Genomic DNA, 21,957 nt, shown 5'->3' with positions numbered 1-21,957 from the left:
ATTACGCCTTCGCTTGTTCTACACAGTCATCGAGGAATCCCTCGATTTCCTCGATTGACTTGCCGTTCTCGTACATCCACTCGATGATTTGCTTTCCGTGGTCAATTTTGTTGTAAGCACTGACTGATTTAACATCATACTCCTGAGCTACCAGCCTATTCACCTCCTGTTCAATATCGCAATACTTGGAGAGGTCATCTTCAGAAATTGGAATGGATAGCACTTTCCCAATCGCATCAGGATGATAGTAATTTTCAATCTCTCTTCGTTCCAACACATGGCAATCAATGCCCTCTCTGGCTGATTTCTCTTTAATCGACTGAACTTCCCCCTTCAGGTCGTCACCTGCGGCTTTCTTATCACTATCAAACAAGAAGGCGAAGTTCCGATTGATCTTTTTCAGCTTCGCTGGTTCACAATGACGCATATTTCCGGTGCCACCGAGATGTTGTATCGTGATGTTGTGCTCCTTCCAATCCTCGACATACGCTTCCGAAAGTGCCTCTAGGACTTTCACATCTGACGGCCCCTCGACGTAGATTACGAAGTCGCTCTGGAGGATGTCGCTATTTCGTGCCCCGATCTCGTCGACGGCTTTGAATGCGTCTTCCTCGATGTGTTCGAAGGATGTGACTCCGGAGTCACGACGCGTGATGTACATTTCCGCATCCGCCCGGTTATCGATGAATACCTGCGAATGCGTGGTTATCATCACTTGGCCACCACTATCAGCGATACTTCGCAAGGCATCCAGCATCTTCCGTTCTGCTGCTGGATGGAGGAAGTTCCCCGGCTCCTCGAAGAGGAGCATGTACCCCTCACCAACTTGCAGATCAACGTAGGCTTGCATCATCGACAGAAGAAGAAGACTGCCTACACCCGATCCCCGTTCCCGAACGTCGATGCTCTCCGAGAGGTGCTTGTCTTCGAGATGAATCTTCGGGGAAATCGCTTTGCTGATTTGGATACTTCCGGGACTCATATTCACCTTCTCGACATCAGCTAGGTGAGACTGCATGTACTCTGTCAACCGATCCCCGATTCCCTCGGAAGTCTCCTGAAGAGAACCTTTGAGTTCCTTGATCTGCTCGTCGATCTCGTCGTGAAGCCCACCACCTCTTAGAACCGGCATGAGGAGCTTGTTTAGGAAGGTACCACCCTTCAGCTTCGTCTCCTCATTCACATCACGTTCCGCGAAAATCGGGAGTGGCTCAGGGAAGTATTCCCATATGAAATCACGAGACTTCGCTTTGTACAGTTGGTCACCATCGACGACAACCGCCCCTTTGGCCATCTTCTCGCCATTAACGTAGGTTTCGGCTCCCGGAGTCGTTCCCTCCCTCCTTGTGAATTCCTTCTTGATCGTGAACTCTTCATCCCCCTCAGGAAGGTAGTCATCAGAGAGTGCGTCTTTGAGTTCAGATGGTGCCTCTGCAAGCCTTGCAATGAAGGAAATCGACTCAGCCTCTCGCTTGTGGAAATGGTCGTTGTCTGGTTTATCTCCCTCAAGAAAGATGTGGAGGGCTTCGAGGAAAGAAGATTTGCCAGCATCATTCTTTCCGATAAACGTCGTCATATCACCAATATTAATCGGCCCCGAATCTTGGATTGGTTTGTAATTCTTCACCTCAAATGTATCAATCGTGATTACCGCCATCAGGAATTACGACATCTCATGAAAGCGCCATAACTCTTCGGTAGCGGCTTGTGGGCTGTCTCAAATTGACTGAGGATTACGCTTGAAGGACTAGAGAGAAGGGCCGTTATTCTGGATAGTATTCCAGCTGGTCACGGTCGTAACGGTCGAGTCGACCGATGAGGTTTTCCCGAACGTTAGCCACAGAGTCGGTATCGAAGTGAACAAAGGATTCACCATCTTCCGTTCGTTCATCGTTCAATTCGTCAATGACATAGCTATCGAACTTCCCTCGGATTCGAGCATCACGAAGTGCCCACCAGTACTCGTTCAGGAGTTCATAGAGTTCGACCACTGCTCTGAACTCCATGAATACCAATTTCTGGTCAGGAGCATCTCCATCAGTATAGGCTAAGATATTCTCTTGGACATGCCCAGCGATACGGGAGAAGTCACCCTCGTCGAAGTTTTGCGAGATGAGAAGATGTGCAGACAGACCGTTGTCCCCCGTCTTGTTCTCGATTGCCTCCCGCTCGTCCTCGGTTAGGATGTAACGCGTCGCCTGATCTTCTTCCTCCGAACCGAGGTCGTATCCGTCTTCACGATGGGATAGCTTTGCGTCATAGGTCGCCACGTAGTAGTCGCTCGGGTCTTCCTCTGGGACGATGAGCACCCCATCCGCTTCCCGCTCACCAATTCGTCCCCACCGCTCAGTCTGTGAGTAAAGTCTCTTCAGAAGGTAGAAGAGGTGCTTCTCGAAATAGCTGTCATTAGAGGGGTCGTAGATTTCTTCCAACTCATCCTTGTTTTCGTGCATCGGGCCCAGTTCGTCGACGAGCCCGTAGTATTCGCTCGCCTCTTCGTGGCCCTCGCTTGCCTTGCTGATGAGCCTATCTTTGACACCGACAATAGCATTATGCAAGGCGTTCCCGACGAGAGCGTCGAGATCGTTTGCCGTGATGATGTCGTAGAGAGGAAGCCGGCCGTATCCCTCGTCGTCTGCAGAGGCGGATTGCCCGTAGGTTACGTAGACACACTGCAGGAGATAGTCGTTGACAGTACCCGGACGAGGATGGTTACCGTGAGGAACCACATCGATCTCTTGATACGAGCTGGTTGTCCGCCGTCCTTCTGAGTCGGTTAGAGAAAACGAAGTTTCGACGATCTTCCGGTTCGCCATTTCCCGGTCTCCGACTTCCCATCCAGAAAAGTCGCGTTTTGGATGTGCTGGAGAGAGATCGTCCAGCCGGTTCTGAATATACGTTGCAACACTCGTGTCATTGACCTCGACCACGGTTTCTTCAACAGACTCAGAGAAGTCTTCTGCTCCACACTCAACACACTCTGGCTCTGAATCCGGATTTTCCTCCGAACAGTGCGAACAGGTCTTGAATTCCTCGACTTCTGTACTGACCAGTGCGTTACCAGTTGCGTCTACGTTCCCCTCCAGCACATTCTGCACCTCATCACTCAACTCTTCGTAGTAATTCTCGTACGCAGTCCCTCGCTCGGCGAGAATCCGATTAAACAGGTACTCCTCATCTTGTGAGCCATACTCGTAGATTTTCTCGAATTCGATACCCGTTACAGCTGTGAAACCTTGCTTGAAGCGACTGCGCTGTTCGTCCAGTTTGTGATTGGTCTTGAGTTCGAATTCGACTCCATCGACACCGTGAGTGAGTTCAACACGGAACTTCCCACCGTAGCGGATGTCTTTGAGGTACAGCTTGTTTACCTCAGAAATCCCGTCGAAGGAGACAAGATTCTCGTTCCGCAGCGAGTGAATGTCTCTGTAGATCGATCGTTCGTTCTTCACCCGTAATCTGGAGCTCTCGGGTAGTTCGGATTCTGCAAAGTCAACGCCCACCACACGGAACTCCTCATTATCTTCGACAAGAAGGTTCTCTACCTTGCCAACGATTGGTTCCTCTGCTGGCTCCGGCTGCCGCTCTTGGACACTATCGTCTGAGCGAAACCGCGTCACGACTTTCTTCCGATCCGATTGCCGACCTCGAACCTCGAACGATTCTTCGTACTTTCTAACTACGACCGGTTTCGTTTGCAGATACCGACGTGCGACGATTTCACCGTCATCTACCTCCTTTCCGATTGTAGGCTGCCCCGGCCACAGAAGTTCGAATTCATCGTTTATTGTCTCTTGAACGAGGTTCTCTTCGTCATCAACTAAGTCGAGTTCGGTTGGATTCTCAGCATCACTCTCAAATACCTCACCTTCCTGATTTTGGATCCAGATATACTCCACATACACCTCGTTCAACAATCTTCGTGCGTCATCATCGTCAGCCGTCAGTACTCTTTGTTTGAATTCACTGACGGAGTCGTGTTTGTCCTCGATGACGCGTTTCTTTCGCCGAATGAATACCTCGAGAAGTGCCCCTTCGAATGATTCAGGCCCTTTTGAATCTTCGTCTTGTCCCTCTGTATCACTCTGGGAACCATCCTGCGAAGTCGAAGCCTCTTCGTCTTCTTCAGTCTGTACCAGTTCCCGAGCCTCCTCGTAGTCAACGTCGATCTTGTACCAAAATTCAGGTTCCTCAAACACCTGCGGAATCGTAGCCTGTTGAGACATGGAAGTCAATTATTACCACGTTTCAACATGCCAGTCGCAAATAGATGTCGGGTGGAGTACTTGTCCCCCAGAACATAGCAGCGAAGTTAATAAACCAATGCACGTCGCACTCATTTACAGATCGAATAACACATCCGCAGTTCTCTAACTACTCATGCAAGCAACCCAGACCCTCCCCGATGCCGCAAAAAACACCATCCGGAGCGAGTTCGATCGAGCCGAGTCATCCGACCCGATTGTCCTCTGGTGGGACGATGGCAACTACCTCGAGGACATCATCGAGCAGGCCTGTAACGAACTCGGGGTTCACCTGAAGGTCGCCAAGAAGACGCCGCTGGAACTCCGTGCCGATCCAGTCGACGGTGAACAGGTCTGGTACGTCCCACACGTCAAAGAGCCCGAAGACGCCGAGGGCGACTTCGACTGGTTCCGCGACGTCGAGCACACGGGCGGCGAGGTAGAGATGAGCATCGAAGACCTCACCGTCCACGCGTTTGAGCGCGGGCAACTCGATGCGTGGGAGTTAAAAACCGCGACGCAGGCGGACGATCCCACGAAGCGCCGTGAGATCGCGCGGATCCTCCACGACCAGCTCACCGGCGGACAGCTCCCGACGCTCGAACAACTCCGCACGCAGATCGTCACAGGCGGCTACACCGATCCGGTCGCGTTCGTGCTGGAGAACGGCTGGGGCGACATCGACGACAGCCCCAGCACCATCGAGCAGATGCAGGACTTGCTGACCAGCGAGGGCGTCGACGCCGTCGCCAGCGAGGACGAACCCGTAGGGATCGTCGCGGCGACGCGCCGGTGGGCCGTTGCCGAGTGGCTGATCCACGCCGGCGCCGACGCCGAACGCTTCCCGAGGGAGTTCCGCGCCGAGACAGCCGGCGATCACGACCTCCCCGAGCTCAAGTCGCTTCTAAATAACACCACCTCGGCCAGTCTCCTCGCCGACCGCTACCTCGGCGAGGCGATCTGGCCCGACGTCGTTGCGGACGTCGATGACCCGTGGGAACTCGCGGACTGTATCGTCGACGCCGCGCTCGAACGTCGCCTCTGGGAGGAGTGGCACGCGTCCTTCGACGCCGGCGACTATGAGACGTGTCTCGAGCGCGCCGAGGAGCGGTACGACGCTCTGCTCGGGAGCGAGGATTTCCGTGGCTCCTACCAGGGAGCCTACGGCCCGGACAGTCCGTGGACGCGGACGTGGGAGCAGGCCGCGGAAATCGCTCGCCTCGCTTACCAGCTCGAAACGTGGGATGAGACCGCCACTGACGACGTCGTTTCGCTGTACGCTGACCCGGACGACGGCACGTGGCAGATCGACAACGCGGTGCTCAATCTCGTCGTCGCCGGCGAGCCCGAGACCGACCTCCCCGACGATCATCCCGCGACCGCCGCGCTCGACGACCTCCGTACCCAGCTCCAGTCGGAATACGTCGAGTACCTCGAAGACCTCGGCGACCTCGTCACCGATACCGTCGAAGCTGGCGCTCCATTCGTCGACGAGGATCACTCTTACCAGTTCTTCACGAAGGAATCGGACGGCCTCGAAAGCGGCCAGACGATTGCGCTGTTCGTCATCGACGCCCTTCGGCTTGACCTCGCCCGCCGCCTCGCGGACGAGTTGCGTGACTACGTATCGACGCTTCCGTCTGATGCTCCGGAGTTTGCCATCGATGAAGACGTCTGGCTTGGAATGCTTCCCTCGGAGACCGAATTCGGGAAGGCTGCACTCACGCCGGGAGAGATCCAGATGTTCGACGTCTCGCTGGTCGATGGCGAGTTACAGCCGCTGCGAAACAATCGTCGGGTGACGACCAACCGCCGCGAGTCGCTGTTGGGCAGCGACGGCTGGACGGTCACTCGCGAGGAGGAGGACGACGGCTGGCAGTCGACGCGTGTCGCCTACTTCAAGAACGACATCGACGACATCGGCGAGAAGGAACTCAGCGACCTCGAGGCGATGCTGGCGCGACGTGTCGACTCGCTCGCGGAGTTCATCGGCACGAAACTCAAACAGGGCGAGTGGGATCAGGCCTACGTGCTGACCGACCACGGGTTCGTCCTGCTCCCAGACAACGCTTCGCCGGAGAAGATCTCGCGGCCGGCGGAAGCGTCCGACTCCGGGCGCCGATGGATCGCCGGGGAGAATGTGGACGAGGATTCGCCCGGCGTGTTGCTCGACTCCAGCTCACGACTGGGCTATCTCGATGCCAACGTCAGCGTCCTTGCCAGCCCACTCAAGCGGTTCAGAAAGCAGGGGCTCGGTGACGCGCGATTCTACCACGGCGGACTGCTCCCACAGGAGTTCGTGCTTGACTTCATCAGCATCACGCAGGGCTAATCTCTCACGAACTCCGCATCTATGTCATCACAGGAAATAGAAGAAGCGACCACCGCTATTCGGAGTCACATCATCGACTTTCTGACGACGCTCGACGACCAGATGGACGAGCCGCGGCTCAGTGAGATCGTCGAGGCAGACGGCACACTTCAGAGCAAGAATCTCGGCCAAACACCCGAGCGGTGTGTCGAAGATGCTCTCATCTGGCCGATTCTGGAGACGCTCGGCTACGAATACACACCAAGACCGTACTATCCCGTCGGTGACAGCGATGAGCAGCCGGACTTCCGAATCGACAATCTCTCTGAAACGGTTATCGGAGAGAACAAATCGGTCAACAACTTCGAAACCGCGCAGGGTGATATCGAGGGCTACCTCGACTCACGCCGATACGAGTACGGGCTTTCGACTGACGGATTCCGATGGGGAATGTACGCCGTCGAAACGGATGAACGCGGTCGAGCAGACCTCGTCACCGTCGTCGAAGAGCAGAATATCGCACCAGCGGTACGGCGGATTGCCCGTAATCAAGGATTAGTCAGTTACACCGAAGAGCTGCAGGAAAACGGCACCGTCGAAGGAGTGTTGGGAGACTTCTACCAGACGTTCAACCACTACGGTATCCGGCGAGCTATCGGCGGACTGACCGAGTTTTACGACCTCTACTTGGAGGTGACTACCGGCGGCGGTGAATACCAGCATCTGGATGCTGCTCTCGTTGACGCAATCGAGCAGCCACCAGACGCCTCAAAGTCGGAGAAACTGGCCTTCGCGACACTACTCGTTGATCGACTCGCCTTTGTGAAACTGCTGGCAGATCGCGGTATCCTTGACCGCGTCGCGCTCCACGCCCAATGGAGCGAACATAATCAGGGGCTCAATCGGTTCCGGGGCAGCTTCTACTCTCAATACCTCCAGCCGTTGTTCTACGATGCGCTTTCGACTCCAAAACAACAGCGCGACGCCGAACTTCCAGAGATGTTCAGCGACGTACCGTACCTCGGCGGAGGATTGTTCGAGTCGATACTCCCGGCCGAGCGTGCCTTCGACGTTCCAGATTCGGTACTGAAGCCAGTCCTCACACAATTCATTGAGAACGAAGAACGGACGTTAGTCAACGAAGCCGCCGCGGGTTCCATTCTGGAGACGTACACCGAGGAGTTTGAAAGTCGGGAACTGGCTGGACAGATACCGCAGTACTACGCCGACATCGTAGATGCCTACAGTGCAGAAATCGGGTATGTTGAGTCGGAGATCGAACGTACCCTACGGTCGTTCGCCGGAACGGAGGCTCGATAATGGGGGGACTGGCAATCTTGAAGGCGGCGTGCGGTCTTGACACAGACATCACTCGATGACAAACTCTACCCAGTTCTCTCCGGGGCAGCGGGTGATTCTAAACGGAGCGCCGGCTGAAGTCATCAAAACCCAAACGGTCGGAGAGATCGAGTACCTAAGAGCATACATCGACGGCGAGGGCGCTAAGACGGTCTGTCTCGACGATGTTGAGATTCAACCGCATCGTTCCGGGATTGAGGAGCTGTCCAATCAGCGAATCGATGATCTTCATCCTGATCACGATGCAGTCTCAGCACAGTGGTTCGACCTCCACACGCAAGCGACGAAACTCAAGCTCGCCCACGAACAGGGGCAGCTCCTGAGTATCTCGAACTCACTCGTTCGACTGGAACCCTACCAGCTCGACGCCGTGAACTGGGTGATGCAGAAGCTTCGGCAGCGTGCGCTCATCGGCGACGACGTCGGGCTCGGGAAAACGATAGAGGCCGGGCTCATCCTGAAGGAACTCGCTGCTCGGAATCGTGCCGACCGCGTCCTGTTCGTTGTTCCCGCGCACCTGCAGAAGAAGTGGATCCGAGATATGGATCGCTTCTTCGACGTCGATCTCACCGTTGCAGACCGGGCGTGGGTCGAAGGTGAGCGCCGACGGCTCGGCGAGGAGGCCAACATCTGGAACCAAGACCAGCAACAGCTCGTCACCAGCATGGCGTTCCTGCGACAAGACGAGTTCCGGCCCGCACTTCGGGACGCGTTCTGGGACGTCGTCGTGGTCGACGAGGCACACAAGACCGCAAAGCGGGGCGAGTCGCCAAGCAAGACGGCAAACATGGTCGATACCGTCACGGGGAACTCCGACTCGCTGCTGCTGCTCAGCGCGACGCCCCACGACGGAAAGGGCGAGGCGTTCCGCTCACTCGTTGAGTACATCGACCCATTCCTCGTCGCCGAAAACCGGGAACTCTCACAGGAGACAGTCGACCGCGTCATGATCCGTCGCGGGAAGACCGACATCTACGACGAGGATGGTGAACGCGTCTTCCCAGACCGTGAGGTCAACTCGGTATCGGTCTCGATGACGCACGACGAGCGGCAGTTCTACCGCGCAGTCACCGACTACGTGAAAAACGTCTACAACCGCTCGGAGAAGCTGAACGAACCCGCGGTCGGGTTCGCGATGGCCCTCATGCAGAAACGGCTGGTGAGCAGCGTCGGCGCGATTCACGCGACGCTCCGCCGACGACTGGATGACCTCCTCGGCGAGGAGGCGGAAACGGATGGACTCTCCGAGGAAGCACGAGCCTATCTCGACGGTGAGGATCTGGACGAGGACGACAAGCAACACGCGGAAGACGAGATCGCCGGCCTGACCGTCACCAGTACCGACGAACAACTCCAAGAGGAGATCGATACACTCCGTGACCTCGTCTCGCTGGCCGAGGATTTGCCGGTCGACTCTAAGGCCCAGAAGGTCAGACGGTTCATCTCCCAACTCCTCGAGGAACAACCGGACGAGAAACTCCTGTTGTTCACGGAGTACCGAGACACGCTCGACTATCTCCTCGAGTTCGTGCAGGACGAGCCGTGGGCCGACGAGATTCTCGTGATTCACGGCGACGTAGACAAGGAGGAACGGGCGCGAATCGAAGACGAGTTCAACCACGGCCAGTCGCGACTCCTGTTTGCGACCGATGCCGCGAGTGAGGGGATCGACCTCCAGCACAGCTGCCACATCATGGCCAACTACGAGCTTCCGTGGAACCCGAACCGGCTCGAGCAGCGGATCGGTCGCATCCATCGCTACGGACAGGAGGAGGAGGTCAAGGTCTGGAATTTTCTCTTCGACGACACTCGCGAGAGCGAGATTTTCGAGATGCTCCAAACCAAGGTCGAGGAGATTCGCTCCCAGCTCGGAAACACGGCGGACGTGCTCGGCATCCTCGACGACATCGACGTGGACTCACTCATCATGGAGTCCATCGAGAACGACGAACCGCCGAGTGCGACCAAAGAGGAACTCGAGGAGATGATCGAAGAGCGTCAGCGGACGCTCGAGGAGTGGTACGAGCGGAGCCTCGTCGATACGAGCACGTTCGACGCGGAGAGTCGCCGGCAGATTCAGGAGGTCGTCGACGAGTCAGAGGATGTCTACGGGAGCGAGGGCGACATTCGCGAGTTCTTCGAGCGAGCAGTCGAAGCCTTCGGAGGCGAATTCGAGAAGCGCGGCACCAACCTCTATCAAGCCGAGTTACCGGACGGTATCAATTCGCCCGGCCAAGACGCGACGTTCGGCCCGTTCACATTCGATCGCGACTTCGCGATGGATCACGAGGACATCACCTACCTCGCTCCCGATACGGACGTCCTGCGACGACTCATGGCACGTGTGTTGGACGACGAGCGCGGTGAAGTCGGACTCAAACTGCTTCCGTTCGTCGACACACCGGGGATCACCTACAACTATCGCGTGGCGTTTGAGGACGGCACTGGCGACGTGATTCGCGAGGAGACCATCCCCGTTTTCGTGGATGCTGCGCAGGGAGACGCTCAGCAGGCGCTTGGTGAACGTGTCGTTGAGGGTGACTCCGTAGCAGCAAAGCCCGACATCGACGACCTTCGGACAGTTCTCGACGCTCAATCCAATTTACGGACGGCCGCCGACCGGTATGTGAGCGTACGGATCAATGAGATCAAGAAGCATCTTCAGGAGAAGCGTCATGAGGAGACCGCTCGGGAGCTGGACAATCTCGAGGAATATGCACAGGCGGAGCGAGAACGGATCGAGTCCTTCATCGAGGAGTACGAGCGCAAATCCGACGCCGGCTCGGATATGGACATCGCCATCCGTGGCCAACAGGAGCGTCTCGAACAGCTCGAAGAGCGAATCGAGACGCGTCGCTCTGAATTAGAACGTCGAGAACAGGTCATCTCACTGGCGCCCGAGGTTGAGAACTACTGTTTGACTTTCCCTTTATGAGTATGTATGGCGCTTTAGCTAGTGCCGATTCAAACGTGAATGGGTAGATTCCTGTAGTACAGCGTATCCAATTTAATTCTGGTAGTTCAGGCTTGACACGCGTATGGAGCCACTTCGGTACTTCATTTACTGACGAAACTGTCTCGCCAAGAGTGAAGTGAGATGGAACTCTTGTTGAGTAGTATTCGATGAATAACACGCTTCTAACTGGTTCCCAACATTCACATCTGGAACAAGCTGCTTTTGAACGGGCGGACCAGGTGGCTGATGACCTTCTTGGTTCAATTCTCTACATAACGCGGAACGATGCTCGCCGGAGTATGGTTGAGGACCGCTGGGCCGCGTCCCACGAACCCCTCCGTCTTCGTGCCGAGACGCTCGACGCAGTCGTTCGGGAGTGGTACGAGCATCTCCACGGTCCGGTTCAACCCCTCTCCGGACAGCTGAACCGCAGGCTGGCGGAGTACGCACTCGACAGAACGACAGCCGAAACAGATGGCGCTCTCGCCGGCGAACCCGCCTCGGCTGCTCTCGCGGATTCGTTCAGTAGCCGTTTCTCACTCTTCGATGACGCCGGTGTCGGGACTGCCGATGCACTGGCGGCGGAGTTCGAGGGCTCAGCCCTCAATGACCGCATCGCGGCAGCTACTGTCGACGCGTACCGCCACTATCAGGACCTCCATGCTGACTACGTTGATGAGTGGGTCTGTACCCGAGGAGAGATGTTCGACGCCGTCGCGACGACCGACCAGTCACTATCGGCGCTCTCCCCAGAACTGGATGTCGTCATCCTTTCCGGGTATCACGAGTTCCGTCCCGTCGAACGCCGACTCATCGAACGCCTCGTCGATGAACTTCCAATGATCGCGCTGCTGCCGCTCCACCAAGATGGCCGGAGCGGAGTCGACGCCGTTGCGGAGGACGCCTTAGAGGTCTACGAAGCACTTGACTTTGAGACAGTAGAACTCGAGCCCGTCGACGAGTCAGGGCGGGCCTTTGGAACGATCACCGAGTCGCTCTACCGCCCGGACCCGGACACTGTCCCTGCTCCAGACACTCTGCGATGGCGTGAACTCCCGACGCCCGAGCGCGAGATTCGCTTTGTCGCTCGCGAGCTCCGGACTGAGTTGGCCAATGGTCGCGATCCCGACGACCTGGCTGTCGTCGTCCCGGGGACCGAGGCCTATTCGGGGTACGTCGAGGACACGTTCGATACGTTCGACATCTCGCACGTCACGACCGCCGCCTCACAGCTGAACCGGACGTTCACCGGGAGCGTTGTACACGACCTCCTGAACCTCGCCGAACCCGACCCCCGTGCTGAGGACCTCACGTCCCTGTTAGCAAATCCATTGGTCGACGTCGTCGACACCGACCAAGCCAACGCCGTCACGGCAGCTGCTCGCCGGCGTGATACTGTTTCTGTGTCACCCCTGCTCGAGGACGTCGACGACGAAGCGGCGGCGCTGATCGAGGAGTTGCTGGCCACCTTGGAGCCGCTCCGAACGGAGGACATCGAGGGCGCAACCGAGACGCTCCGACGACTGTTGGACGAACGGTTCGACCTGGAGGGGGCGACGGAGGACTACGCCAGCGGCGCCGAGCAAGCCGTCGAACAGCGAGCCTACGACCTCGTAGACGAGGTCCTCTCCTCGTTCGAGTCGCTGGCGGCGGTCAATAGCGATCTCTCTCCGTTGGCACTGTTCACTCGTGCGTTCGATGGTGTTCCGATCCGGGTTCCGCAGCGCGCTGCTGGCGGTCACGTCGAAGTGATGGGGTTGCTCGACGCCCGGATGCGCTCGTTCGAGAAGGTGTTCCTCGTGGGACTGACGAGCGAGCACTTCCCGGTGACGCCGGAACGCCCGGCCTTCTTCGAAGAGATGACCGACGCCCATCCGCGGTTCGACACTGGCGACGAGCGCCTCCGGGGGCGCTATCTCTTCGCGACGCTCCTCGCGAACGTCGATGAACTCACGATTACCACACCAGAGACGGGCGACGACGAGTCCGCAGTCGTCCGGTCGCCGGTCCTCGATGAATTCCAGCGCGTGACCGGCATCGAACCCGAAGATGGCGTCGACGACCGCGTAGGCTCCCGCGAAGACCTCCAGCGGCACGTCGCCGCAACAACCGACCGGCGTGCGGCAGTCAGCTACGCCGGCGACCGAGGTGATCTCTCCCCCGAGCAAACCAAGCACATGGATCGGGGACTCCACTGTGCGGACAACAGGGGAACGGCTGGCCTCTCCGAACACGACGGCGTGTTAGAACCCGAGACCGTCGCTGAGGTCTATCCTCCGTCGGAACGAGAACCCTACAGCGCGAGTCGGATCGAGCGATACGTCGAGTGCGGGTTCAAGTTCTACGCCGAGAAAGTGCTCGGAATCGAGGATCCCAACGACGTTGAGGTCGTTCCTACGCCCCTCGAAACCGGATCGTACGTTCACGACGTTCTCGAACGGTTTTTCGCGGAGCTGCAGGACGAGACCGAGGATGGTGTCGATCTCACAGACTTCGACCGGGACGACCTGGCGACGCATCTTCGCGAGATTGCCGTCGAGGGACTCCGAGATGCTGACTTCGAGTACGACGGCCTGTTCTACGAACGGTGGAAGGCGGAGCTATTCGCGGGCCTGGGTGAGGGCGAGAGCGCTCCGTACGAGGCCGGGAGCAAACCCCACGACGCACCGGAACAGGGATTGTTCGCTACCTTCCTTGACAACGAACTCGCGCGTGACGGCGCCGCCCGCCCACACCTGTTCGAGGCTCCGTTCGGTGAGGGGCTGCCCGACTCGGATGCTGGGCCGTTCACGGTTGAGCGACCGGACGGCTCGACTGTCTCGATTCGGGGATACATAGACCGCGTTGACGTGGGTCGGGATGGCGAACAACCGACGCTCACGCTCTACGACTACAAGACTGGTCGAGCACCGTATATGACGAAGACGACCGGCGGCACGAAGTTCCAGCTCCCTATCTATCTGCTTGCTGCGGCCAACGTCGTCGACAGTGATCTATTCGAGCAGGGATCGCTTTCAGCGACGTACTATCAGGTTCGACCGCCAAACGACCTCAAGGTTCCACGCGGCGTCGAATCGAAGTTCGGTTCAGAGGCCGAACTCCGCCGGTTCCTGAACGATGTCGTTCCGGAGTGGTTGGGCCAGATCGACGAGGCGATCGGCAACGGTCGGTTCCACACGACCCTCCTGTCCGCTCGGGGTGCGAACTGCCGATACTGTGACTACCGTCGGGCGTGCGATGTCCGCCATCACCGCAAGCGGGAGTTTGTCGACGAGGTGCACGAGGACGACGCTGCGTACGTTCCCCTCCGTGTTCGCGACGACGAGGACATCGAGGCGGTGATGAGCGATGACTGAGGACCCCGAGGAGATTCAGCTCACGGAGGAACAGGAGGACGCGCTCGTCCAGGGCCGGAACGTCGCGATCACTGCCGGCGCCGGGACGGGGAAGACGACAACGCTCACCGAGCGGTACGTGACGATACTGGCCCAGAACCCGTCGCTCACCCCGGAGAATATCGTCACGATCACCTTCACGCGAAAGGCCGCTGCCGAACTGACTGAGCGCGTTCGGGAGGAGGTGTACGACCGGCTCGAGGCTGTCGACTCACCAAAGGCCTACCACCGCTGGCGAAACGTCCTCGACGACCTGGAGGATGGCTACGTCCACACCATTCACGCGTTCTGTACGCGGCTCTTGCGAGAACGGGCCGTCGAGGCTCCGGTCCCGCTCGGCTTCGACGTGCTCGATGAAGACGGTGCCGCGACACTCCAACGCGAAGTCGTGACGGAGTTCCTCGAACGCAACCAGGACGATGACGACGTGGAGCTCCTTGCTCAGCTTTGGAGTCGTGACCAGCTGGTCGATGTACTCACTGGACTACTCGATGAGCGCCCACAGAGCGAGGCGGTCCTCGAGGAGTGGCGTGACGCCGAGGTCGACGACTACCTCGATATCTGCTGGGAGGTCGTTTGTGATCTCGACGTCGTCGACGCCCGACAGACGCTGTATGCGGACGGACTCCTTGAGCGGCTACGCACAGTCGCGGGCCGCGTCGACCACGAGGGCGCTATCGCCGACGAAGACGGTCTTCGAGCCTACCGGACCTTCACCGAAGTCGCGACCACACTCTCGGCCGACCCGGAGGAAAGCGATCCTCGCGACTGTCAACGGGCAATCCTCGAGCTCTACGAGGCCTGTGAGAAGAAGAACGGCGGCCTGTACAGCAGTTCGGGGTACGTCGTCGGTGACCGGGACGATTGGGGTGAGTACGGTGACGTCTACGACGATCTGAAAGACGCCATCGACACGGTCATCGATGCCGTCGAACCGCATGCGGATGCGGTCGAGACGACACCGGGGGAACTGGAAGAGAATAGCGCTCACTACGCGCTGGCTCTGATGCGGGTCTTCGACGACGTCCTCGCAACCTACACCGACGAGAAGGAGCGCCGCGATACGCTCGACTTTCCCGACGTGATCGAGACCACCCTTGAGTTCTTGCGAACGAACGATGCCGTCACGGAGCGGCTACGAGAGCAGTTTGCGGCCGTGATGGTCGACGAGTTCCAGGACACGGACCCGCGACAGTGGGAGTTAGTCAATCTCCTCACGGGCGTCGACGGACAGACGGCGTCGAACGTCTTCCTGGTCGGCGACGAGAAACAGAGTATCTACGGATTCCGTGGGGCCGACGTGACGACGTTCGGGGCGGCAAGAGCGGAACTTCAGGCCGTTAATGAAGCCCGTGAGGTCGACGATGTCCCCGACAGCGAGGCCGAGAGTCCGACGGCACTCGAACTCTCCGGGAACTTCCGGACGCTGGATGAGCCGCTGTCGTTCCTGAACGAGCTCTTCGAATACCTGTTCCAGCCGGAGGGTGACAGCCACGAACCCCACGAAGCCCCACCGCAGGAGTTGACCACACAACGCGACCGTATCGAGGACATCGAGGGACTGACCGGGAGTGTCGAGTATCTCGCTGTGCCCGACGATGCCGATACTGCAGCGGAACTCTTCGGCGACGACCATCCGGTCGCCGAAGGTGCGCTGGACCACACCATCGAGGCCGAGGCGCAAGCGCTTGCTGCTCGACTGACCCACCTGTTCGACGATCCGCCGCAAGTCCAAGACCCCGACACAGGTGCTCATCGTGACGCTACGCCGGACGACACGGCAATCCTCCTCCGCCGGCGAACTCATCTGGATCGGTATCAGCGCGCTCTTGAGGAGTACGACATCCCCTACACTGTCGTCGGTGGCGTCGGGTTCTACGATACGCCTGAGGTCCAGGCGCTTACGAACCTGCTTCGAGTACTCGGTGATCCACAGGACGACGTCTCTCTCTACGGGGTGCTTCGGTCGCCGCTGTTCGGATTCGCGGATGATCGCCTCGCACCGGCTGTCGCAGAAGCTGATTCAGTATGGGATGGGCTCGCCGAGGCGGACGATCCACAACTCGCGGACGCGTTCGACCTCCTCACGACGTGGCGGACACTTAGCGGCTGTGCGACGCCGTCCGAAGATGGCGTCCTTCCGTGGAACCGGCTGCTGTCCCGAGTGATCGACGACACGGGGTATCTGGCGAGTGTGAGTGCTGACGAACGCGGTCGACAGGCCGTCGCGAACGTCGAGAATTTCCGCGACCAGGTCCGTACTTGGAGCGAGAACGGTGTTCACACAGCTGCCGGGTTGCTCCACCGGATCGACCGCCAAGCCGAGATCGACCCTCGTGAGGGGGAGGCAGATATTCCGGGTGACGCCGAGGGCGTCCGGATTATGACGATCCATTCCGCGAAGGGACTCGAGTTCCCGATCGTCACCGTCCCCGATCTCGGGAGTGACCTCAACTTCGGTCGCTCTGTCGACGACTATGGGTACGTTCGACTCGTGGACGGAACTGATGACGCGCCGCCGGTGCCGGCGGTCGGCGGGCCGAATCCGGGCGATGCGTTCTCCATCGAGAAGACGGCTGTCCACGAGTACGCTGACCGACGGTCGCGTCCACAGGAGCGTGCGGAGTCGAAACGCCTCCTCTACGTAGCGTGTACACGAACGCGCGATCACCTCCTTCTCTGCGGCACGCACGACATCGACGTCGACGAGTCCGGGACAATCGAACTCGGCGAGCCTGCAGCTTTCGACGACGCAGACCGGTGGCGCGACTGGTTACAGCCAGCCCTCCTCGACGGAACACTCGTCGCCAAGGCGGTTCGTGACGGACAGGCCCGTGGCGAGATAGATGGAGCCAGCTATACTGTTCGCAGGCCGCCGCGCCCAGTAGACTGGCACACCGACGACGACGCTGTTGATTCAGCGCCGGAGATATCGATTCCGTCACCACCGTCGCTAGCGCCGGCGAAACGGATCGCGACCACGACGCTCGTGAATGCGGTGGCGGATGCGTCTTCAGACGGTCACAGTTACTCTCAACGTGAGGAGTCGGACGGCCTGAGTCCAACGACGTTCGGGACGGTTGTCCACCGCATCAACGAACTCCGCCCTTCGAGAGACGAGTGGCCTACCCTGATCCGCCGTCTGAGTCGAATGTCCGGTGAGGAGCCGACAGAACCTGACCTCCGCGATGCTGTCGATCATACCGCTGATGCGGTCGAATTTGTGGACCAGGTTGAGGCTGATTCCCAGCTCCAAGCGGTTTACGACGAGTATTCTGTTGTCGCCCGGATTGATGAGTCGCAAATTGTCGGAGATATCGACCGGCTGCTCGTCACACCGGATGCCTTCCACATTATCGACTACAAGACCAACGACCTCTCTGCTACGACGTCGGGTGAGCTCGCGGAACACTATCGGCCGCAGATGCTCGCGTACGCTCTCGCACTCCTCCAACATGATCGGAATCGTGACGTACGAGCTTCACTCCGGTTTACTGATACGGGCGTTGAGGAACGGTTCAATTGGGTATCGGATCAGATGGCGGAAATTGAATCTGAACTTCGACCGATGATGGACCTAATCAAGTAGTCACACGGCTATTCGACAATCAGCTGTTCGCAGAATGGTTTGTAGCCACGACTGATTCTCAATCCAACCTATTTACTTACTCTGCCAGATAATCTTGGAGGGCGGTGGCTGTCTCTTCTGAGACAGCCGAGGCCCCGAAGTCACTCCGATACCCGTGCTTGAGTTCGTCGCTCCCCAATATCTCCAGTCCACGCTCTAGCTGCTCCCGTAGCGCATCGTCGTCCCCCCGCCGCAGGTGGGGCGTGACAGCGTCGAGGTCGATCTCTTCCGCCACTGCCAGGATGTCCCGAAGATCTGTTTCGCGGCCGCTGTGGAGCTTTGCCGCCACGAGGACAGCACCATCGATCACTCTGGCCGTCGTCGTTACTGTGCCCCCGCTCACCTCCTGCTGGTGGCTATGGTCGTACAGGTAGTCAAACGACTACTGTGCCTCCGTCTGGCGGCAGCCGAGTCCATTCACTAGCAGATCGAAGCCTATCGGCTGCTGTGGCGTGAGCCGCTTCTCGTATTCGATCACTTCGGTGTCGTAGAACCACTCTTTGGCGTGGCTATCCGTTTCTTCGAACTCCCGATGTTCGAGGAATTCGCCGAACTCGGCCTTGGAGTCTGGTGCGACGACGATATCGAGGTCCGTAGAGAAGCGTGCGTTGAACGCTGAGACAGCGTAGCCGCCGACAAGAACGTACTCGTGGCCCTCTTGGGTGAGCTCCTCGAGCAGATCGATGAGCGCGTCACTCCGGTTGTGGAAACTCATGGCTGTGCCCGTTCGGTCTCTCGATACGTGACGCTGAGGTCGAGGTCCTCGTACATCCGGTCGAGCATCGCGAGCGCCGACTGGAACTGGGCGTAGTTCTCACGCATATACTCGATCGTCTCTGCTCTCGGGATCACCGGGTACCCCTCGACGTGCTCGATGCCGAGGGACGGCCCTGGCTCGAGGACGATCTGCAGCGGTCCGTCCAACTCGTCTCGGGGCTGTCGTTCGAATCCGGTGGGGAGGTCGAACCACTCGAAAAATGTCTCCCAGGCGTCGACGTCCTGCTCACGAACAGCCAGGAACAGTGGATAGTCGTCGGGCTCGCGACCGACCTGGTAGCCGCCCTGAGTCCACACGTAGACGGCGTCGATCCGTGTGAATGCGAACGGCCAGTCACCGAATTGTGGGATGACGTATGTTTCCTCGATGGAGGGTGGACTGACGCCGGCGCTGGCAGCGACGAGCTCGAGCGCTGCGTCGTGTACGCGCTCGTCGACGACAGTGAGGCCGTCGTCATAGGAAACGTAGCCTGCGTCTTCCAGCCGATTGACGGCCTGTCTCACTGTCTCGTAGGGCGTGTGGAGGTGTTGGGCGACACGGCGGATGGAGTCACCACTCTCGATGGTGAGGATAGTCTGTGCCGCCGTGTCGTCGAGTACCTCGTACATCTGGTGGTTACCAATAATCCGGTAACAGTTAAAAGTCTTACTCGAATGGCCATGAAGCCACTATCTCTCCATACTCTCGAAGGTAGTCCTGATTCCCGCTGAAAACACGTGGAACGACTATAACGAATTCAACGAACAAAACGAACTGAACGAGAAAAACGAATGTGTTGAACGCATTCTGAGGAACGAACTGGCGCCCTCTACTCGATGAACAAAACGAAGAAAACGAAAGTAACGAACAGAACGAATGAGTTGATGGCAACGAGTGTGTTTGCTTCAACGAGTGGAACGAACAGTTGGTTTTAACACCGTAGTAATCCTCTCACCGAGTGAAACACCCTCACCGAACGCACTGAACTAAACGACCAAAACGAACGAAACGAACATAACGAGAGAAACGAAGATAATGACCGACACCAATACCGCACGAATCACGGTGGCGAATCAGAAAGGAGGCGCGGGGAAAACAACCGACGTCATTCATACTGGCGGCGCACTCTCCGCCAGAGGCCACGACGTCCTCCTGGTCGATATCGACTATCACGGAGGGCTCACCTGCTCGCTTGGCTACAACGATCTGTACTACGATACCGACCGTACGACGCTGTTCGACGTCCTCGACTTCGACCAGATGGAGTCGGTGAACGACATCATCGTCGAGCACGAAGAATTCGACATCCTTCCCGCCAGCGAGAAGCTCGCGAACAACAAGAACATCCAGACGCTGCTTGAGGCGCCGAAGAGTCGCGAGCGGCTGGAGATGACACTCGACGAGCTCGACAAGGACTACGACTACATCATCGTCGACACGCCGCCATCCCTGAACGTCCTCACCGACAACGCCCTGGTCGCGACCGGCAACGTCGTCATCCCCGTCATTCCCGAGAAGCTCAACGCCAACAGCCTCCAAATTTTCGCAAAGCAGCTGAGTTCCCTCGAACAGGCGTACGGAGACATCAATCGGCTCGCGATAGTCTGTAACCGTGTCGAGCAGAACGCCGAACACCGTGACACTATCGAGGAGATCAAGTCGGCGTACTCCCTCCCAGTGTTCGAGATCCCGAAGCGGACCGACCTCTCTCAGTCGATTGGCGAGGGTGTGTCCGTCTTCGGCTTCGGCAAGGAGAACCAGCGTGTCGAGGATGCACGCGACCTGTTCAACGAGATTGCCGACCTGTTCGACGAGACGTTTGAGAAGACCGCACCTGAGGAGGTGGAAGCATGACCGACGGCTGGGGCGATGCTTCCGGCATCGAGGGCAACTACGAAGAGGAGGACGATGAGGCCGAATCCAGCGAAACGAGTGAGGTGAGTGAACCGGTGGAAACCAGTTCATCGACCGAAACGACCGAACCGACTTCAACGAGTGAAACGAACGAAACGAGCAAAACGAAGACGAACATCAAGGACGAGTGGAACGGGCGGACGATCTACATTCCCGACGATGTCCTTGACGAGATGGAGGACACCTACCTCGAGTCCCAGCTGAAGCTCCGCAAGGCGGGTCAGGACGAGTTTAAGAAGAACCGCCACTTCTACCCGCTACTCGTTCAGTTCGGTGTTGAGGCGCTCTCTGAGGCGGATGCCGAGGAAATCAAGGCTCGTCTCTCGGAACTCGGCGACGAATGACCTCGCTCTGCGCACAATCTCGGAGGATGGAATTGATGCGTGCCTTCTATACAGAGATATAGAAAACGAATAGAAATTGGAAATTGATTTTTTTCTTAGTAATCCGTTTCAGCGAACACTAAGTGTGACTACGGGATTTCCCGTTACCGTATCCCTTTGGGACCTCCACGAAGGAAAATTTCCTCTGCATCTCGCTCAACCGAATCATACTGTTCTGTCGCCCACTCAACCGCAGTCTTAGTATCATTCAGCATACAGCCCTGAATTCCTTGTTCCGTGTAAACGACGACACCGACCTCCGTTTCATCCGCTATCCATAGCCCAAACGTCCACGGAATCGTCCCGCGAAACAACGTAACGCTCGGTTTGTCTAACGCATCTTTCGTCTCCTGTGGATTCAGTTCGTATAATCGGTCGAATACGTCTCCATCGAGCACCAACTCCAGTGTAGCAGAATCATCTGTGACTGCTGCCTCGTAGAACTCAGTCGCTGAGCCTGCGAGCGCCTTCGGGACTAGCCCTCGGACGACAGATGCTCCGCGGACTGAGCAAAGCATTACATCGAGGACTGCATCGGGAACACTGCTCTCGGCAATATGCGCAGTTGATCCCGGAAGAAACGCTTCACCGATGGGGGTCTCGGTGGGGAGCGCAGCGAGGATCGGTGCTGCGTCGGCGAGGTCGGTGAGGAACGATGCGTACTCGTCGTGTTTGCGATATGCACACACCCCGGCGGCGGTTGCGTGCCATTCACCGTCCTGGTACTCAACGAGGTATGCGTCAGCGAGCGAGCGTAACACTCGATCAATCGTCGAGCGCGAACAGTCGAACAATTCGGTAAGGTCGCGTTTTGAGCGTGGCGCCGCGGTGAGGACACGGAGAAAACCCGACCGGTCTGCGATGAGCGCTTCAAAATCGGCGGGATCGGGTTGTTTCATTAGCGGGTTCTAGTAGCGTGAGCGTATTCAGTTCTGGGGAGGTTAATTGGCTGTACACGAACTATGTCAATGGTATGTGTACAGCTTGAGGGGGACCCTCAGCAAGTGAGG

General features: G+C 58.0%; 11 protein-coding genes and 1 pseudogene. 7 read left to right on the top strand and 5 right to left on the bottom strand.

Features of this window, described 5'->3' with window-relative positions; genetic code table 11:
- Position 1: 1 nt before the first annotated feature.
- On the bottom strand, positions 2-1,657 hold the full coding sequence (locus tag BMZ83_RS11270; RefSeq protein ID WP_074878701.1) for an ATP-dependent nuclease: 1,656 nt from the start codon (positions 1,655-1,657) through the stop codon (positions 2-4).
- A 106-nt stretch (positions 1,658-1,763) separates the two neighbouring features.
- On the bottom strand, positions 1,764-4,226 hold the full coding sequence (locus BMZ83_RS11265; protein WP_074878699.1) for a hypothetical protein: 2,463 nt from the start codon (positions 4,224-4,226) through the stop codon (positions 1,764-1,766).
- A gap of 154 nt (positions 4,227-4,380) precedes the next feature.
- Between BMZ83_RS11265 and pglZ the strand changes: the two genes are divergently transcribed.
- From pglZ to BMZ83_RS11240, 5 genes are all read left to right on the top strand, one after another.
- Entirely contained in the window at positions 4,381-6,576 is a 2,196-nt protein-coding gene (pglZ, locus tag BMZ83_RS11260; protein ID WP_074878697.1) for a BREX-5 system phosphatase PglZ, read from the top strand.
- Between the two features lie 21 nt (positions 6,577-6,597).
- The gene (locus BMZ83_RS11255) at positions 6,598-7,875 is read left to right on the top strand and encodes a hypothetical protein (RefSeq protein WP_074878696.1); all 1,278 of its coding nucleotides are present in this window, start codon (positions 6,598-6,600) and stop codon (positions 7,873-7,875) included.
- A gap of 55 nt (positions 7,876-7,930) precedes the next feature.
- Entirely contained in the window at positions 7,931-10,849 is a 2,919-nt protein-coding gene (locus BMZ83_RS11250) for a helicase-related protein (protein WP_074878693.1), read from the top strand.
- Positions 10,850-11,169: 320 nt separating this feature from the next.
- Positions 11,170-14,226: a PD-(D/E)XK nuclease family protein gene (locus BMZ83_RS11245; protein ID WP_074878692.1), complete on the top strand. Its 3,057-nt coding sequence runs from the start codon at positions 11,170-11,172 to the stop codon at positions 14,224-14,226.
- Positions 14,219-17,854, top strand: coding sequence for a UvrD-helicase domain-containing protein (locus tag BMZ83_RS11240; protein ID WP_074878690.1), 3,636 nt, complete (start codon positions 14,219-14,221; stop codon positions 17,852-17,854). Before BMZ83_RS11245 ends, BMZ83_RS11240 begins: the two co-directional genes overlap by 8 nt.
- A 76-nt stretch (positions 17,855-17,930) precedes the next feature.
- Here the strand turns inward: BMZ83_RS11240 and BMZ83_RS17460 are convergent.
- Together BMZ83_RS17460 and BMZ83_RS11230 are read right to left on the bottom strand one after the other, a co-directional pair.
- Positions 17,931-18,608 (bottom strand): annotated as a pseudogene (locus tag BMZ83_RS17460) (hypothetical protein).
- Positions 18,605-19,279 carry an RNA polymerase subunit sigma-70 gene (locus tag BMZ83_RS11230; RefSeq protein ID WP_074878688.1) on the bottom strand — a complete coding sequence of 225 codons (675 nt, stop codon included), beginning with the start codon at positions 19,277-19,279 and terminating at the stop codon, positions 18,605-18,607. Before BMZ83_RS11230 ends, BMZ83_RS17460 begins: the two are co-directional and overlap by 4 nt.
- A gap of 406 nt (positions 19,280-19,685) precedes the next feature.
- On the opposite strand from BMZ83_RS11230, the gene BMZ83_RS11225 reads away from it, so the two are divergent.
- Together BMZ83_RS11225 and BMZ83_RS11220 are read left to right on the top strand one after the other, a co-directional pair.
- Positions 19,686-20,504, top strand: coding sequence for a ParA family protein (locus BMZ83_RS11225; protein ID WP_074878686.1), 819 nt, complete (start codon positions 19,686-19,688; stop codon positions 20,502-20,504).
- A complete protein-coding gene (locus BMZ83_RS11220; protein WP_074878684.1) occupies positions 20,501-20,908 on the top strand; it encodes a hypothetical protein in 408 nt (135 codons plus the stop codon). Before BMZ83_RS11225 ends, BMZ83_RS11220 begins: the two co-directional genes overlap by 4 nt.
- Positions 20,909-21,051: 143 nt before the next feature.
- Here the strand turns inward: BMZ83_RS11220 and BMZ83_RS11215 are convergent, their stop codons facing one another.
- Positions 21,052-21,846: a helix-turn-helix transcriptional regulator gene (locus tag BMZ83_RS11215; RefSeq protein WP_074878682.1), complete on the bottom strand. Its 795-nt coding sequence runs from the start codon at positions 21,844-21,846 to the stop codon at positions 21,052-21,054.
- Positions 21,847-21,957: the final 111 nt, after the last annotated feature.

The sequence above is a fragment of the Halolamina pelagica genome (assembly GCF_900115675.1).
Classification (GTDB): Archaea; Halobacteriota; Halobacteria; order Halobacteriales; family Haloferacaceae; genus Halolamina; species Halolamina pelagica.
This window is presented reverse-complemented; position numbering and strand designations above follow the sequence as displayed.

Coding starts and splice junctions, on each gene's coding strand:
- BMZ83_RS11270 (WP_074878701.1), bottom strand. CDS start 1,657: ATGGCGGTAATCACGATTGATACATTTGAGGTGAAGAATTACAAACCA.
- BMZ83_RS11265 (WP_074878699.1), bottom strand. CDS start 4,226: ATGTCTCAACAGGCTACGATTCCGCAGGTGTTTGAGGAACCTGAATTT.
- pglZ (WP_074878697.1), top strand. CDS start 4,381: ATGCAAGCAACCCAGACCCTCCCCGATGCCGCAAAAAACACCATCCGG.
- BMZ83_RS11255 (WP_074878696.1), top strand. CDS start 6,598: ATGTCATCACAGGAAATAGAAGAAGCGACCACCGCTATTCGGAGTCAC.
- BMZ83_RS11250 (WP_074878693.1), top strand. CDS start 7,931: ATGACAAACTCTACCCAGTTCTCTCCGGGGCAGCGGGTGATTCTAAAC.
- BMZ83_RS11245 (WP_074878692.1), top strand. CDS start 11,170: ATGGTTGAGGACCGCTGGGCCGCGTCCCACGAACCCCTCCGTCTTCGT.
- BMZ83_RS11240 (WP_074878690.1), top strand. CDS start 14,219: ATGACTGAGGACCCCGAGGAGATTCAGCTCACGGAGGAACAGGAGGAC.
- BMZ83_RS11230 (WP_074878688.1), bottom strand. CDS start 19,279: ATGTACGAGGTACTCGACGACACGGCGGCACAGACTATCCTCACCATC.
- BMZ83_RS11225 (WP_074878686.1), top strand. CDS start 19,686: ATGACCGACACCAATACCGCACGAATCACGGTGGCGAATCAGAAAGGA.
- BMZ83_RS11220 (WP_074878684.1), top strand. CDS start 20,501: ATGACCGACGGCTGGGGCGATGCTTCCGGCATCGAGGGCAACTACGAA.
- BMZ83_RS11215 (WP_074878682.1), bottom strand. CDS start 21,846: ATGAAACAACCCGATCCCGCCGATTTTGAAGCGCTCATCGCAGACCGG.